Genomic DNA, 15036 nt, shown 5'->3' on the forward strand with positions numbered 1-15036 from the left:
AGGCTAGATTGCCTCTGTTTTTATTCTGTATCTGTCTTTCTTTTTCTTCGTCTTACGGCAACCCAAATGAACACTGCCGCAATCACCATAATAAGTGCCAGCACACCAATATACATCCATTTCTGGCTATGATCCTGTGTTGGTTGTTCTGCGTCTGAGCTGATTGTCTCCGATTTGAGCTGCTGGTGGTTTGTAAACACCTGCTGGCTATTTGTTTCATTAAGGACGGTTGCCGAATCATCGTTGCTGTTCAGATAATTGATGATCTCTTTCGTGACAGCCGTGCCTTCTCCTTTTGCCGGTGCAAATACAGCCATTGTATAGTGTGAATCCCAAGGCGATGCTTGGGTAAATACCACTTGTTTTGTCGTCTCATTCAGCATCTCGAAACCAGATACATCAAACGAGCCATTTTTTGCCTGCGGCACAAGCAGGTCTGATGATTTCTCCTTCAGAAGAGAAAATTGATTGATCCCTCCTATAAAAATGAGGTTTCGGCCTTTCGCATCGTTTGCTGTAACGTCAGATGATTTCTTTACCGTATATGAATGCTGTGCTTCGCTGCCAAAGGATTCCGTTATGAGAGAAAGCTCCTCAAGCTTCGATTGGCTTACGGTGTCAGGAAGCACGATTACCGTTGTTTGAACCTGATTTCCGGCGTAAGGAAGCGGCCACTCTTGAAAATCCGCTGACGGGGACATCCCTTTGATGGTGTATGATAATGTACTGCTTTTATCAATAAAGACCCACTTTTCTTCATCAGTGGTGTTGCAAGGGTTGTTTTCCTTTAACCCGGTTGTGACGAACTGAATATCAATGTAGCGGTTTTTTTGCAGCAGCTTTGGGTCCACTTTTACCGTAACATGATAGAATCCGTTTTTATCTTCTTTTCCTAAGTCATCAAGCCGGACCGAGTGCGGCTGGCCGTTGATCATCACTTTCAGCTCTGAATCCTGAGAAGCCGATTCATTTTCGTCCGTTGAGGCTTGAATCGTTTCAGACTTTTTCAGTTTAAGCGACAGCTTCGCTGATTGGTTTTCATCCAAAACCGCCGAAGCCGGATAAAAATAATGTGCTGAAGATGTTTTGTCGGCTCCAATTGTGATATCGCCCGCTCCAAAATTCTCGAGGGTCAGCTTATCGCTTTCTTTTTTTTCTGTCTGCTTAAGCTTGCTGATTGAAAGTGTATCGCCGCTGAGCTGGCCTGTGTATGTCTGATCTGTCATCACGCTGATTTTTTTAGCGAGTACGTCCTCGGATGCAGCTTGCGCAAACAGAACCGGCTGCTGCTTGCCCTCTGCTTTCAGCACCCGCTCAGCAAGCAGAAGTTCTTCTCCTTTTGCCTGCAAGCCGGCTTGTTTCATCAGTTTTTTCACTTTGCCGTTCCAATGCTTGTCCACTCCGATAACAATCGTCGGCTTATCGATTTTTTTTAGCTCAGATTCTGTGACATACGCAATCCTGACACTGCTGTCCACCGTTTTCAAATAGCCTTCTGTTTTAACCGCAGCTTCAATTTCCGCCGAACTTGGGTCATCCGGAATGACGAGGGCGGTTTCTTCGCTTGTGTTTCCAGATTGGGCGAATGGGTACGGATAATGGTCCAGCGACGTTCCTTTCGCTTCACCGCTTTCAGCAAGTGTCAGCCGGCTGTCCGGATAAATTTTGATCCAGTTGCCAGACGTATCCTGTCTGACACACACGCCCTCTTTCATTACGCCGTAAAATTTCAGCGATACGTTGTGATAACCTTGCGCTGACTGGTTTTTATTCAGATTCAGCTTCACTGTTTTCCGCTTGGAATCACCATCAAGCTTTAACGTTTTGACTGGTTCATCATCAATGACAGCCGTTAACGATGAAGGAGAAATTAAAAGATTTGATGCTTCGTATTCAATGACCAATTGCTGATTGCCTGAAGAGGCGCCTGCCGGGATCTGATACGTCAGCTCCGCGCTGTCTTTTGATCCATACAGTGTAATCAGCTCGCTTGTCAGCACCTGCTGTTTGGCTTGTTCTTGGCTGCTTTTCCCAAGAAGCGAACCGCTGACCTGTACATCCTTGGCAAGAGCCGGTTGTCCAGCCATCGCCAGCAGCATGAAGCTTGTGAGAAAAATCATTATTTGTTTCAAAAAGGTCACCCGCTTTTATGTTGGTTGTATCGTTCTGTCTTGTACCATTTGACCTCCTGCTTGAATAAACGGTGCTTGATTTCTACGAATAAAGAGTAGATAACAAGCACAATCCATGCCTGCGAGTATGTGAAGTACATGAGAAACACGATAAAAAAGTTTTGCCTGTTCATTTCTGTTTTTTCAATGCTCAACGTAATCATGACCTCTGTCATAAATAAGAAAAATGCCAAAATCCAGAGAATCATTGCCAAAAATCCAACCGATAAATGCAAATCATAAAACAAATTCACTACAAAAATCGTATTCGACATGATCACGCCAAAGAAAAACAAGAAGTACGTAAAGAAAAAATAAAACAAATCAAAGATAATCCGTTTTCGTTTCAGCTTAAAAAACTGCGCCAAAAATTTGAGCACGACATATTGATTACCGCGCGCCCATCGGGTGCGCTGGCGCCACCATACCTTCCAGGTTTCCGGCTCCTGCTCCCACGTGATGGCCGCAGGGAAAAAGCGAATGTGATAGCCGAGATTGTACACCCGAATGGTCAGCTCAGTATCCTCAGCGAGCGCTTTGTCATCCCAGCCTCCGAGCTTTTCGATAATGCTTCTGCGAATCGCGAAGTTGGTTCCTGGGATCGTGGCGATTTTAAACCACTTCCATCTGCCTCCCTGAGCCATCCACTGAAAACAGATCGTTTCGATATTGATAAACCTCGTCAGCAGCGTCTTTGCCGCATTGATGACGCGGAATTTCCCTACCACGGCGCCTGCCTTTTCGTCATTCATCAGGCCGAGCACGAGATAATACACGGCCATTTTCTCCGGCGTATTGTCGGCGTCATACACACAGATCACATCGCCATTCGATTCGGCAAAACCCGAGTTGAGTGCAGAGGATTTTCCTTTACCTGCGTTCGGCGGCTTCGTAATCACCATTTTGATGAAATCGTATTTCTCGGAAAATTCATTGACGATATCACCCGTCCGGTCTGATGAATTGTCATTCACGACGATAATCTCCAGACGGTCCTTCGGATAATAAAGGTTGACCATCGCCTTCAGCGTCTGCCGAATCACAACCTCTTCGTTATGCGCCGGGATGAGGACGCTGACCTTTGGCAGCTCCTTCATGTTTTCTCTCCACTTCGGGATATTCCGTTCGAAGGTCATATAGTGGCGGAACCCGCCCTGCATAAGGAACATGTGGTAGAGAAGCATCACCCATATTAAACTTAGCGAGATAAAGAACAGCGTATTACCCAAGGCTTCTTCTCTCCTTAAAAATTCGTTTTTTCAATGTGGCTCTCAAGTAAAACGTATAACTGACAAACATGATGACAAATAAGAGCACGACAGCGGAGAGAATCCATAATGCCTTTTCCAGAGGGGTTTGCCGATGATGATCGAAAAACTCGTCTATGGCGCTTACGCCGTTTTTCACCTGAATCGTTCCATCACCGCTTGTATGAATTTCCACTTTGTCTGTTTTGACGGTTTGTTGCGTTTTCTTTAAATCGAGCCATTCACTGTCTGGAATGCGTTCCATCTGATCAACCAGCTCCGGCAGATATTTCATCCCAAGATACGGGTGATAAAACCCACCGGCTACTCCACCTTCAAAATCAATCATCTGAGAGATATGCTCCTCCATCTCACCTAGCGGGTTTTGCTTTGATGTATCAACAAAGCCGATCGTCTCCGGATAAAGCGTCATTCCGTGCAGCATCGAGGGAGCGGTCACGAACGGAGGTGCACCGGAGGTTTTCCACGTTGTGTCGCTGAGCTGAACCTGGCCAAAAATGCTTGAAAAATACTGTGAAGCGATTTGATAGCCGTATTCGGACATCGTGTAATGCGGCGCTTCAAACGCCAGCGGGTAAAGACCCGATGATGTCAAATCCTCAATGGCCCGCGTCAGTTTTTGCTTTGTATACGTTTCTTCCTTTTCCCGAAATGGTTCGAGATAGCTGCGGTAGGCTTGTTCGTTCGGGAAGTCCTGTGCCTTCTCCAAAATGGACGGGGGGTCTTCGGCATTTCCGGATGTAATCGGCTGATCCGCCTTTGCATCCCAAAATTCAAAGCCCTCTCCTGTTTCACTGTAGCGATAAGCGTGAGTATAGCCGTGAACAATGATACTGCCACCCATGCTTTGCAGCTTTTTCAGCACCTTGACCATCTTCGGTTGATCAGACAAATACACTTTGTCGCCTGTTTCCGGATTCAAGTAAACCGGAATGACCGCCAGGATAAAAGGAATATGCCGCTTATGCAGATATGTACCGGCTTGTAGCAGCAATTTTTCATCAGACATCGGGCTGATATCCTCGAGACGCAAATACAATAACGTCGTCCCCGCCTTCTCTCCGAAGGCTTCTCTGAGCTGTTTCGCCACGATCAAATTGTCATTTAACAAATTCGTTAATCCAATGTACACATTCCCTTTTTTTGTTTTCCATATAAAAGAATGTGTTTTGCCGTCATCGGCTTTGAAGGTGTAAAGCGCCGTTCCTTTCAGGCCTGATACGCTCAGCACATTAAGCCCGCTTTCCAGAGACACATCGGCCTTTTCCGGCCTGCTGTGAACCTGAAACACATTTTCTTTGCGGGCTAATGAAAGCCCGGAAAATTGGCTGATTTGTCCTGCGTTATAGCCAATGGCGACAACCGGTTTTTTTACGCCGCTGATAAGAGACAGCAATTTTTTGCTGAGCTTTCTTTTCGTTTGGCCGTAATACATCACATGATCTTTTCCTTTGAAATCCGACGCTTCAACATCTGAATCTCTTTTGACTGTCACATGGGATGTAAAGTGTCCCGCAAGCAAATCGAGCATTTTGACTTGAGACGACTCTTTGCCGTCCAAGGTTGAATAGATGATGAGAATTCCGGCATCCCGCTCCTTCGCTTGCGCTGAAACGGGAAAAGACGCAAGCGCTGAAAACAGAAGCAGCATGATGCAGAGCAGTGTGATTCCTTTATAGTTCATTCATCATCATCTCGTTTTCCAGTTCTTCTAAAAATTGATCAGCTGTTTTGATATCTTTCCGGTAGGGCAAATAGCAAACGTGGAATGTAAGCGAGACGTACTTTCCATTTTCCAGCTGATATGTATCCAATTGTTTCTTCAGCTTGGTCAGAACGGCTGGCATATGTTCAGCAGGCGTGTGCGTCAGCACGATCCCGATACGCTCGTCAGAGGGGCGGAATTTCTTATCCGTTTCCCGAACACTCGTCCTGATTTGCTGACCGACATATTGGAAGAGGCGATCCGTTTCTTTTTCACCGTACAAGGATTTAAACTCTTTGAAATAATGCATATGGAGCAGCAAAAACACAAAAGAATTGCCGTAGCGCTCCGCCCGCTTCATTTCTTCTGAAAGTTCCAGCTGCATCCTTTGCTTGTTATCAAACCCGGTCACTCTGTCAACAGCAACAAAACTTTTGATTTCGGATTGAAGCCGTGTGATTGAGCGCCGAAGCTCTGCTGTGATATCGTGGATTCTTCCGGAAATAAAAGAAAACAGCAAAAGCGCGATTCCCCACACGACAAGCATTCGCAGCCCTTCCTCAGTTGGAAAGAGCGATGCCTGTCCAGTCTGGAAAAACATCATTAAGGTGCCGAGAACAAAAAGTACGATTAAGGTCACCGCGAGCGCGTAAATCGGGCCGAACCAGATGCCTGCGGCGATGACGACAAACGTGATGCAAAGGATCAGGGCGCCTTCCGATTGCTGGGCTGACACATAATAAATAAACAGAGACAGGGCCGCGATGAGCCCTGAAAAATAAGCAAATAATTTTTGTGATTCATTGAATGATATTTTCATTAAAAAGCTTCCTTTCGGCTAACAGCGGCAGCAGATTGTCAAATGAATGCGTCTGAGTGCCGCTCATATAGCCTCCATAATACGATTTCACCGGATCATGAATTTCAAAGTCATTCATTCTGTCATATATGGCTTTGATGACAGAGCTGTTTTCATGCTGTTTTGTTAAAAACAATACGGATAATGCATATACGGATGGCGATTCATATTGGACGGCAGGCTCCTTCGTATCTGCCGAATATCGCCCGTACAGTTTTCCGTTTGTCTGAAATTCCCGCTTGATCCAGTCCGCTAAAACAGATGCTTTTTCATCCCCTTCCGGCAAATGCCAAGCAGTGTAAAGCTGATCAATCAGGTTGATTTCACTGTCATATGTGTATTCCTTCGTCTCCGAGCTGTATGTCTTCGGCAAAAAGCCATTTTTTAAAGGAGCTGAATAGAGAACATTGGCATTCCGCTGTTCTGTTTCTTCGTCTATGATTCCATTCTTCTTTAAGACAGCTAAGGCATCAGGCATGACGTATGAAAGCGTCACATCCTTTGAAGCGGCCTGTGAGTCGTAAAAGTCTGTGAATAAACCGTTGTTCATATTGTATGTCTTCAAAGCCGTGCCGATATCCTTAGCCGTTTGCGCGTAGTCGCTGCGGCCCCATTTTGCGGCGGCTTGGTCAAGAGACAGCATAATTCTCATATCATCTATCAGCGCATTCGTCCCGCTTGCTTGGCCATTTTGAATCTTCCACGTCACCAAGTGATTGCTCATCAGAAATGAATCAGTCAGATGCTGATATTGGTCTTGGAAATGCGGTGCGTCATTTTTGCTGAGCAGAAACTCCATCCACAGGCCGAGAGATTCCGATAAATACGAAGGCTGGTCTGAAAAATCGGTTTTGATCAGCCCTTGTTCATTCATTAGATTATGATAGATGAAATATTCCGCTGGCTGCAGCGGGCTGGTGTTCACTTCTGCCGTCGACTGATTTTGGGCCTTATTTCCAGCTTCAGCACACCCTGCGGAAAGTCCGATAGATAAGAAGAATAAGATGACAGCAATTAGTGCATGCCTCACAGGCAAATCCCCCTTTGTCGCCTGAAGCGAATCAGACGCTCACAAATAGTTATAGAAGAAAAAAATATGACTGCCATGTTACAAAGTACATTTACTATAAAAGAAAAAAATGCAGATTGCTAGCTTTTTTTTCCCTTTTTGAACATTTAAAAAACGGGACCTAAGTCCAATAGAAAAACCTGTGCGATAGGCACAGGTTTTTTATTATTTATCCAAACCGAGTTTTTTCAGCTGTTCTGCCAGCGCATTGTTAATCGGCTCATCTTTATTTTGTTTTTTCAAATAAGAGGACACGTCCCGTTTGGAAGCACGCGCTTTGTCTTTGTTTTTTCGTTTTTCAAATACAGAGAGCTTCTCACGGTGACCGCACACACACGCAAAGGTCTGGCCCTCACCTTGGCCGCGAAGCTCCATTCTTTTATGGCAGTTCGGGCAGCGCGCGTTTGTTTTTCGGGCAATCGTTTTTCTGCTTCCGCATTCACGGTCTTGGCACACGAGCATCGTCCCGCGTTTGCCGTTTACTTTCAGCATCATTTTGCCGCATTCCGGACATGCCGTTCCCGTGATGTTGTCATGTCGGAAGGTTTGGCTGCTGTTTTTGATGTCTTTTACCGTTTGGTGAGCGTAAGCCTTCATGTCTTTAATAAAGACAGCCGATTTCAATTTGCCTGCCGCGATCGCAGACAGCTTTTGCTCCCATTCTGCCGTTAAAGCCGGTGATTTCAGATCCTCCGGAACAAGCTGCAGGAGCTGTTTCCCTTTAGAAGTGATAAAAATATCCTGGCCTTTTTTCTCAATTAAAAAGCTGTTGAACAGTTTTTCAATGATGTCGGCACGCGTTGCCACCGTGCCGAGGCCGCCTGTTTCTCCAAGCGTTTTGACGAGGCCTTTCTCTTCTCCCTGCATAAATGCGCTTGGGTTTTCCATCGCTGACAGCAGGGTCCCTTCGTTAAAGCGGGCGGGCGGCTTCGTTTGGCCGCTTGTTTCCGTTAACGTCCGGACGGCAAGTGTGTCGCCTTTTTGAAGCGCAGGAAGTGTCTGATCTCTGTCATCGTCCTGCTCATCATCCTCATCCGCCATATCATAAACGGCTTTCCATCCTTGCGACTGTACGGTTTTGCCTTTTGCCGTAAAGGTTTCTCCGCCGATTTCTGCGATGACCTTTGTTTCTTCATATTCGAATGCAGGCATTAATACTGCAAGGAAACGTTTCGCAATCAGGTCATACAGCTTTCGTTCCTTATCACTCAGACTGCTGAGAATGAGTGGCTCTTCGGTCGGGATAATCGCGTGGTGGTCTGACACCTTCGCGTCATTAACGTAGCCCTTATGGGATTTGATGCCGCGTTTTTTAATTTGGCTGACATATTGGGCGTACGGTTTTACTTCCATGCCTTCCAGACGGTCTTTTAACGTCGGGACGATGTCACTGGATAAAAATCTAGAGTCCGTCCGCGGATATGTGACGAGCTTATGCTGCTCATACAGCTTCTGCAGCACAGAAAGCGTTTCTTTAGCAGAAAAACCGAAGCGCTTGTGGGCGTCACGCTGCAGCTCCGTTAAATCATAAAGCGCAGGCGCAAAGCTTTTTTTCGATGTTTTTTTCAGCTCAGCTATGACCGCTTGCTTTCCTTGTAGGTCTTTTAGCAAACGGCTTGTTACGTCTTGATTGAACGTTCTCGTCTGCTTTGATTTCTTATCCTGCCACGTCAGCGTCATGCCGTCGACTGCTGCACGTATGCCGTAATACGGGACTGGCGTAAACGCTTGAATGTCTGCCTCGCGCTTTGCAATCATGGCAAGCGTCGGGGTCTGCACACGCCCGCATGAGAGCTGGGCATTGAATTTGGTTGTCAGCGCACGGGTCGCATTAATCCCTACAATCCAATCCGCTTCCGCTCTGGCGACAGCAGAATGGTACAGATTTTCGTATTCTTTGCCGCTGCGAAGCTTTTGAAATCCTTCCTTGATCGCTTTATCCGTTACAGAAGAAATCCACAGCCGCTTGATTGGTTTGCGGACACTCGCTTTCTCAATGATCCAGCGCGCAACAAGCTCACCTTCCCGGCCTGCGTCAGTCGCGATGACAATCTGATTGACGTCTTTACGGTTAAGCTGGGATTTGACCGCATTGAACTGCTTTCCGGTTTTTTTAATCACCACAAGCTTTAATGGTTCTGGGATAATTGGCAGATCCTCCAGACGCCATGATTGAAATTCTTTTCCGTAGCCTTCCGGATCGGCAAGTGTCACCAAATGGCCTAAAGCCCAGGTTACAATATATTGATCACCTTCGAGATAACCGTTTCCTTTTTTATGGCACTTCAGCACCCGGGCTAAATCCCGGCCGACTGAAGGTTTTTCAGCTAATACAACTGTTTTTGACATGCTTGATCACTTCTCTTTCTTTCACGCTCATCCTGTTATTATAACAGACTTCGCGCGGCACTCTCTAACCGCACCCGTTTTTCGTGTCAATTTCTGAGAAAATGACGTGAGTGACGGTTTGCGCGTAGGGCGATGTTTTGTTAATGAAATCTTCTACCGCTTCGAGGCTTTCGGCATTGATTTTCAGCATATAGCAGGCTGCACCCGCAATCCGGTAGCAAAATTCAATATTCGGCAATGTTTGAATATAGCTTTTGAACCGCTCGTAATCCGCATTTTTGACGGTTGCTTCCACAATGCAGGAAACGGGAAGGCCCAGTTTTTTCTGGTCGACCTCCAGCGTGTATTGCTTGATGATGCCAAACGATTCAAGCTGCCTTACCCGTTCTGTCACAGATGGAGGTGACAGCTTAATTTTTCTGCCTAATTCCCTCATTGACAAACGGCTGTCCTTCTTCAGCTCCTCAATGATATTCAGATCAATCTGGTCAAGTTTCATTTCAACATCCTTCTTTTATGATTTTGTACACATTATCTCGGGTATTTTTGTAAATGACAAGTACAGTTCCCTGAAAAAGGCATGTAAAAATGAATGTTTTCCGAACATTTTTTGAAAGCTGTCATATGCCCCACTGGATTGTTTATAGTATAAAATGAAAACGTGTCCACAAGGAGGGCGATTTATGCTGCACACGCCGATCGGAAGACTTCGCACGATGGGTTTTATTGAAGGAATGTCACTCTTAATCCTGCTGTTCATCGCTATGCCGCTTAAATATTGGGCAGGCCTTCCGCTTGCAGTGACAATTGTCGGTTCGGTTCACGGAGGGTTGTTCATTTTGTATTTGCTTGTCTTGGCTTATGCAACCTTCTCTGTCAAATGGCCGTTGAAATGGTCAGCCGCCGGCTTCATCGTCGCTTTCGTCCCATTCGGAAACTTTTTGTACGATCGCGGATTGAGGAATTTTAAATAAGGAAACGCAAAAAAGGCTGGATCTTTTTGATCCAGCCTTTCTTATTAAAACCACTTTGTGAGCCAGGCGATATAGTAGGCCCCCGGAATAAACATGAGCTGGGCGAGGAGTGTGCCCGCCACCCTTGATGTGACCATTGTGACAGATGTCCATTTTAAATAGATATAGCTTCGTTTTCCTTTTGCCACGTCATCAGCAAGAACGGATACCTTAGGATCAACAAAAATGGCCAGCAGCATCGTCGCAATTCCATTGATCAAACCCGATGCCATGACGGCTGTCGTGCTGCGCTCCGGCGCCAGCAGGCCTGCGTACAAAGCCGAAAGCACGCCAATCGTATAAATCGATGTGATCAGCATGTTGATGACAAACAAACGCTTCGGAATCAAGCGCATATGAAATCCTTTTACATATGAAATAGACGGCAGACGCAAATAGGAAAGGGCATTTTTGAATCCTTGTTTCGAGAATCCCTTTCGGAATACTTGAAAAACGGAGCCGCCGCCGCCCGCCAAGTGAATAATCGCCCGTGAAAAAAGAGCGACAAAAGACGGGAGCAGGATGATGCCCAGGATGGTGCCGACTGTCGATCCGAAAATCAAGAAGCGGAACTGCTCGCCTACAATCGCCAGTGCGTTTTTTCCCGCATCATCAATTAAATGCCCGGTAAAGGGCTGCTGCACCATGTTCGACATTCTGGACACAATGACCATGACATTAAACAGGGAAAGCGCGGACGCAATAAATCCAACGCGGGCCCCGGAAAGCCTTGTGGCATAGGCTAAGGTTTCTATCGAATGAATCAGTAATAAAAAACAAAATATAAAAAGTACTTGTGTTGTAATGACATGCACGTTATTCTTCCTCCAATTTCATCCTAGAGATAAGACTGGAAAGAAGGCAATTAGGTTTCAGTACGATGTGTTTTTTGCAATAAAAAAACCGCCGGCGTACGCCGGGCGGTTTGTCTTATTCTTTTCTATACGCAAATAAAGATTATATCATCCGCCTGCTCGGGCGGGTTAGATTCATAAAGCATTGTTCCGAAGAATCTTTCTGGAAAGTAAACACCATGGAAATTTCTTGAACACAAGACAACGAAAGCCCTACCTCTCAATCGTCACTGCGGCTCCGAAGCCGCGCCGGTGTGAATTGTAAAACAAAAAAGTCTTTTTTCCATCTCATCGTTAGGGGCGATTTGTTATGAAGGAAAAGAATAAGGGCAGCTGATTATACTGCTTGGGAAGCGGTAAGCTTCTCTCTCAAAACAGAAAAAAGAAGTTTACTTTCTTTTTTATTTGCTTATTTTTCTTACTATCTATTCATAATAACATATCGCCCCTGAAAACACAATTATTTTTTACAGGTCAAGTGAGACCGGTGTTTTCTCTCCGGCATTCATTAATCTGATATCTTCCGGTTCAATTTCAAGAATCACCAGATTCGGATCATCCTTGCCGTCAAACCAGCGCTCTAATTTAGAACTCCATATTTTGTCCTTCAGTTCTGCCGAATTGTTGATTTTAGCTTTTCCGGCAACTTCGACATAGGCGTCGCCAAAGCCTTCACAATCATAGCCTAATAAAATGTGGACATTGGGGTTGTTCTCAATTTCTTCCGCTTTATGAGTTTCCTTGCTTGTCGGTGTGTAAATCGTCAGCCCGTCATGGAAAAAAGTCATGTAGCGGGAATGCGGTTTGCCCTTTTGAACCGTTGCGAGCGAACCTACTTTATGGTGATCTAGAACATCAAGCACTTTTTGTTTTATGTCTTTCTGATTCATCTCGAATCACTCCTTTTTAACGTCTCCGCTGTTACTTTTCCACATCCGGGGAAGATTTAAACAAGAAAGTGTGCTCTTTATTTTCATCCTTTCCATTCATGCTTTAGCAAGCTGTAATAGATAAGATCATGGTGCCTGCCATTTACGAATAAGCCGTCCCGTGCCCTTCCTTCCTCTAGAAAGCCGAGCCGCTCCGGAACCGCTCTGCTTTTTTCGTTTCCGACAGCCGCACAGATCGCCACTCGATTCAGCTCAAGTTCTTCAAAAGCATACGTAATGAGTTTTCGGCAGGCAGCTGTAATAATGCCTTTCCCTTCAAATTCTTTGACAATCCAGTATCCGATTTCCGATTTCCGATTCACTTGATCAAGGTTATGCAGTCCGATCATGCCGCATAGGCTGCCGTCATAAAGGAGCCCCGCCTCAATGCTGTTCAGATCAGCATATTCCCACCGCCAATTTGGAATGATCGTTTCTCTGTACGTTTCAGCGCTGCTTGGATTTTCCGCCCAAAACAGCCACTTGCCAAGCCTCTCCTGATTTTGGATAATGAGTTCGGCCAGCCGCTCCGCATCCTTCGGCTCCAATAATCGGATGGTGATGTGCTCATTTACCTTGCAAGTGAACATTGCCTCTCCCTCTTTCCTTTTTTACCCATTATAGCGATGATCCCGTTTTTTTCAATACAAAAAAGGATGGGCTGCTAAGCCTCATCCTTATATCCTTGGATCGGTAAAGATATCATGCTTATCTGTGCTCGTCGAAGACATTTCCGTCACGACGGCTCCCTCTTCCCCGGCTTGAAACCAATGCTTTGTATTCGGGGGAATCGTATATTGCCCACCCGGTTCCAGCTCAATTTCGTGCCAGACCGTATAGTGTTCCCTGTCTTCCTGAGGAGGGAGAACCTTTGGCAGCTGCGTTTTTTCTCCTTCTACGTAAAGATACACTTTTCCGTAGCGGCAGCGGAAGGTCTCCTGCTTGCCTTCCTGGCCGTCGACCGGCGGATGGCGGTGTTCCGGGCAAGTCTGTCCCGGAAACAGCACCAGTTCCTTTGAGCAATAACGGTCTGTATTGACGTAGACGAAGAGCTGGAGCCCGACTTTTCTTTCTTTTCCTAAGCCGTAATCCATCAGCTGGATTTGGTCTACTTCCTCGTCCGTTAATACAATCCCTGCTTTTTGATAGTAGCTGTTCACTTCTTCTTTCGTGATGCCCATATGTCTCACTCCCTCTTATGTCGTCACAAAGTTTCCGCCGTTGACATGCAGGGTCTGTCCTGTCATGTAAGAGGACTCATCTGATGCCAGCAGCACATAACAGCCGACGTGCTCAACAGGCTGTCCAGGACGGCCCATCGGCGTATCTTGCCCAAATTGAGCAACTGTTTCTTCAGGGAACGTAGCTGGGATTAGTGGCGTCCAGATTGGACCCGGCGCGACTGCATTTACACGGATGCCGTCTTTGACAAGCGCCTGCGCCATTGTTCTTGTAAAGGCGTTGATCGCGCCTTTTGTCGCTGTATAATCAATGAGTGTCGGGTTTCCTACGTACGGGTTAATGGATGTCGTATTGATGATGGCGCTGCCCGGTTTCAGGTAATCAATTGCTTTTTTAGTCAAATAAAATTGAGAATAAAAGTTTGTTTTGAATGTGCGGTGAAGCTGTTCACTTGTAATGTCTTTGATGCTTTCCTTCGGATGCTGTTCACCGGCATTGTTGACAAGGATGTCAAGGCCGCCTAGTTCTTTGACCGTTTTTTCAACCGCGTCATTGCAGAATTCCTCTTCACCAACGTCACCGGCAATCAGCAGGCATTTTACACCTTCTTGTTCAACGCGTTTCTTCGTCTCTTCGGCGTCTCCATGCTCATCCTTATATACAATGGCGATATCAGCGCCTTCCTTTGCATAAGCGACCGAAACCGCGCGTCCGATCCCGCTGTCGCCGCCTGTAATGAGCGCAACTTTTCCTTTTAATTTGTCTGCTCCTTTATAATCCTCGTACTCATACACCGGACTTGGATTCATTTCGCTTTCAATTCCCGGCTGGCGATTTTGGGTTTGTGCCGGCAGTTCTTTTGGATAATGTGCCATGATGATTCTCCTCCTTTGTTTTCATGTCTATTTGTTGTGTACCTCACACGCTCTTTGGATAAACATGGATTGGCATCTTCGCATTGCTTTATCAGAAAAATGTTTCACATGGAACGCTGGGAGGAAATAACTTGAAAAGGGGGTTACTGAATGATTAACATGCTTTCAAAAAAATTCAGCAGACCTAAAGGCGTCATCGGCATGATTGCCGGGTACATCATGGCTGTTGAAAATCAGACACTGAATCAGTGGACAATCAATCAGCTTGAGATCATGCGCGGGGACAGCATTTTAGAAGTCGGGTTTGGCCCTGGATACTGCATGCAGCAGATATTGAAACGCGAAAAGGATGTTCATCTTCATGGGATTGATGTGTCAGAAGCCATGCTGAAGCTGGCCGCCCGCAGAGTGAAATCAGCGGGGGTACGCCTGATACAAGGAAGCGTCGAGACATTTCCTCTTTCCGCCTCGTTTTATGATAAAGTGATTTCCGTTAACAACTACACCATTTGGAATGACCAAACAAAAGGCATGAAACAGATTTATCGTGCATTAAAGCCCGGCGGCAAAGCAGCCATTACGATGCAGCCGCGGGAAGCGGATGCCAGCCCTGAGAAAACCAAATCATTTGGAAAACAGATGATTGCCGACTTCATAGCAGCCGGCTTCGAGGACATTGATATACAATTTAAGAACATTAGGCCTGAGCTTGCCGTTTGTGCAACTGCAAAGAAGCCCGCCACATAAAGTGGCGGGCTTCTT

At 46.0% G+C, this 15036-nt stretch carries 14 protein-coding genes; 2 read left to right on the top strand and 12 right to left on the bottom strand.

The window, feature by feature from the left end:
- Positions 1-20: 20 nt before the first annotated feature.
- From NZD81_RS17525 to lrpC, 7 genes are all read right to left on the bottom strand, one after another.
- Entirely contained in the window at positions 21-2132 is a 2112-nt protein-coding gene (locus tag NZD81_RS17525; RefSeq protein WP_289861020.1) for a cellulose biosynthesis cyclic di-GMP-binding regulatory protein BcsB, read from the bottom strand.
- 5 nt (positions 2133-2137) lie between these two features.
- On the bottom strand, positions 2138-3400 hold the full coding sequence (locus NZD81_RS17530) for a glycosyltransferase family 2 protein (protein ID WP_069839898.1): 1263 nt from the start codon (positions 3398-3400) through the stop codon (positions 2138-2140).
- Entirely contained in the window at positions 3393-5102 is a 1710-nt protein-coding gene (locus tag NZD81_RS17535; protein WP_103749865.1) for a DUF2334 domain-containing protein, read from the bottom strand. The genes NZD81_RS17530 and NZD81_RS17535 overlap by 8 nt, the downstream gene beginning before the upstream one ends.
- Positions 5103-5112: 10 nt before the next feature.
- Entirely contained in the window at positions 5113-5964 is an 852-nt protein-coding gene (gene epsK, locus NZD81_RS17540) for a cyclic-di-GMP receptor EpsK (RefSeq protein WP_069148979.1), read from the bottom strand.
- Positions 5945-7033, bottom strand: a complete 1089-nt coding sequence (locus NZD81_RS17545; RefSeq protein WP_069148978.1) for a glycosyl hydrolase family 8 — start codon at positions 7031-7033, stop codon at positions 5945-5947. The genes epsK and NZD81_RS17545 overlap by 20 nt, the downstream gene beginning before the upstream one ends.
- A gap of 204 nt (positions 7034-7237) precedes the next feature.
- The gene (locus NZD81_RS17550; RefSeq protein ID WP_289861021.1) at positions 7238-9421 is read right to left on the bottom strand and encodes a DNA topoisomerase III; all 2184 of its coding nucleotides are present in this window, start codon (positions 9419-9421) and stop codon (positions 7238-7240) included.
- 64 nt (positions 9422-9485) lie between these two features.
- A complete protein-coding gene (gene lrpC, locus NZD81_RS17555) occupies positions 9486-9920 on the bottom strand; it encodes a transcriptional regulator LrpC (protein WP_136654844.1) in 435 nt (144 codons plus the stop codon).
- Positions 9921-10104: 184 nt separating this feature from the next.
- Between lrpC and NZD81_RS17560 the strand changes: the two genes are divergently transcribed.
- Positions 10105-10395: a DUF3817 domain-containing protein gene (locus tag NZD81_RS17560; RefSeq protein WP_014662816.1), complete on the top strand. Its 291-nt coding sequence runs from the start codon at positions 10105-10107 to the stop codon at positions 10393-10395.
- Between the two features lie 44 nt (positions 10396-10439).
- Here NZD81_RS17560 and amj read toward each other — a convergent pair whose 3' ends face one another.
- The 5 genes from amj to NZD81_RS17585 all read right to left on the bottom strand — a co-directional run bounded on the left by amj (position 10440) and on the right by NZD81_RS17585 (position 14274).
- Entirely contained in the window at positions 10440-11249 is an 810-nt protein-coding gene (amj, locus tag NZD81_RS17565; RefSeq protein ID WP_003234394.1) for a lipid II flippase Amj, read from the bottom strand.
- A 506-nt stretch (positions 11250-11755) separates the two neighbouring features.
- Positions 11756-12178, bottom strand: coding sequence for a pyridoxamine 5'-phosphate oxidase family protein (locus tag NZD81_RS17570; protein WP_014662815.1), 423 nt, complete (start codon positions 12176-12178; stop codon positions 11756-11758).
- 83 nt (positions 12179-12261) lie between these two features.
- Positions 12262-12807 (bottom strand): GNAT family N-acetyltransferase, encoded by a 546-nt coding sequence (locus NZD81_RS17575; RefSeq protein WP_289861022.1) that lies wholly within the window; start codon positions 12805-12807, stop codon positions 12262-12264.
- An 87-nt stretch (positions 12808-12894) separates the two neighbouring features.
- Positions 12895-13398 (bottom strand): D-lyxose ketol-isomerase, encoded by a 504-nt coding sequence (lyxE, locus tag NZD81_RS17580; RefSeq protein WP_040084144.1) that lies wholly within the window; start codon positions 13396-13398, stop codon positions 12895-12897.
- Positions 13399-13413: 15 nt separating this feature from the next.
- On the bottom strand, positions 13414-14274 hold the full coding sequence (locus NZD81_RS17585) for an SDR family oxidoreductase (RefSeq protein WP_289861023.1): 861 nt from the start codon (positions 14272-14274) through the stop codon (positions 13414-13416).
- Between the two features lie 150 nt (positions 14275-14424).
- On the opposite strand from NZD81_RS17585, the gene NZD81_RS17590 reads away from it, so the two are divergent.
- Positions 14425-15021, top strand: coding sequence for a class I SAM-dependent methyltransferase (locus NZD81_RS17590; RefSeq protein ID WP_289861024.1), 597 nt, complete (start codon positions 14425-14427; stop codon positions 15019-15021).
- Positions 15022-15036 lie beyond the last annotated feature (15 nt).

The organism is Bacillus sp. B.PNR1 (genome assembly GCF_030386235.1).
GTDB lineage: Bacteria > Bacillota > Bacilli > Bacillales > Bacillaceae > Bacillus > Bacillus stercoris.

Coding starts and splice junctions, on each gene's coding strand:
- lyxE (WP_040084144.1), bottom strand. CDS start 13,398: ATGGGCATCACGAAAGAAGAAGTGAACAGCTACTATCAAAAAGCAGGG.
- epsK (WP_069148979.1), bottom strand. CDS start 5,964: ATGAAAATATCATTCAATGAATCACAAAAATTATTTGCTTATTTTTCA.
- NZD81_RS17585 (WP_289861023.1), bottom strand. CDS start 14,274: ATGGCACATTATCCAAAAGAACTGCCGGCACAAACCCAAAATCGCCAG.
- lrpC (WP_136654844.1), bottom strand. CDS start 9,920: ATGAAACTTGACCAGATTGATCTGAATATCATTGAGGAGCTGAAGAAG.
- NZD81_RS17575 (WP_289861022.1), bottom strand. CDS start 12,807: ATGTTCACTTGCAAGGTAAATGAGCACATCACCATCCGATTATTGGAG.
- NZD81_RS17570 (WP_014662815.1), bottom strand. CDS start 12,178: ATGAATCAGAAAGACATAAAACAAAAAGTGCTTGATGTTCTAGATCAC.
- NZD81_RS17560 (WP_014662816.1), top strand. CDS start 10,105: ATGCTGCACACGCCGATCGGAAGACTTCGCACGATGGGTTTTATTGAA.
- NZD81_RS17550 (WP_289861021.1), bottom strand. CDS start 9,421: ATGTCAAAAACAGTTGTATTAGCTGAAAAACCTTCAGTCGGCCGGGAT.
- NZD81_RS17590 (WP_289861024.1), top strand. CDS start 14,425: ATGATTAACATGCTTTCAAAAAAATTCAGCAGACCTAAAGGCGTCATC.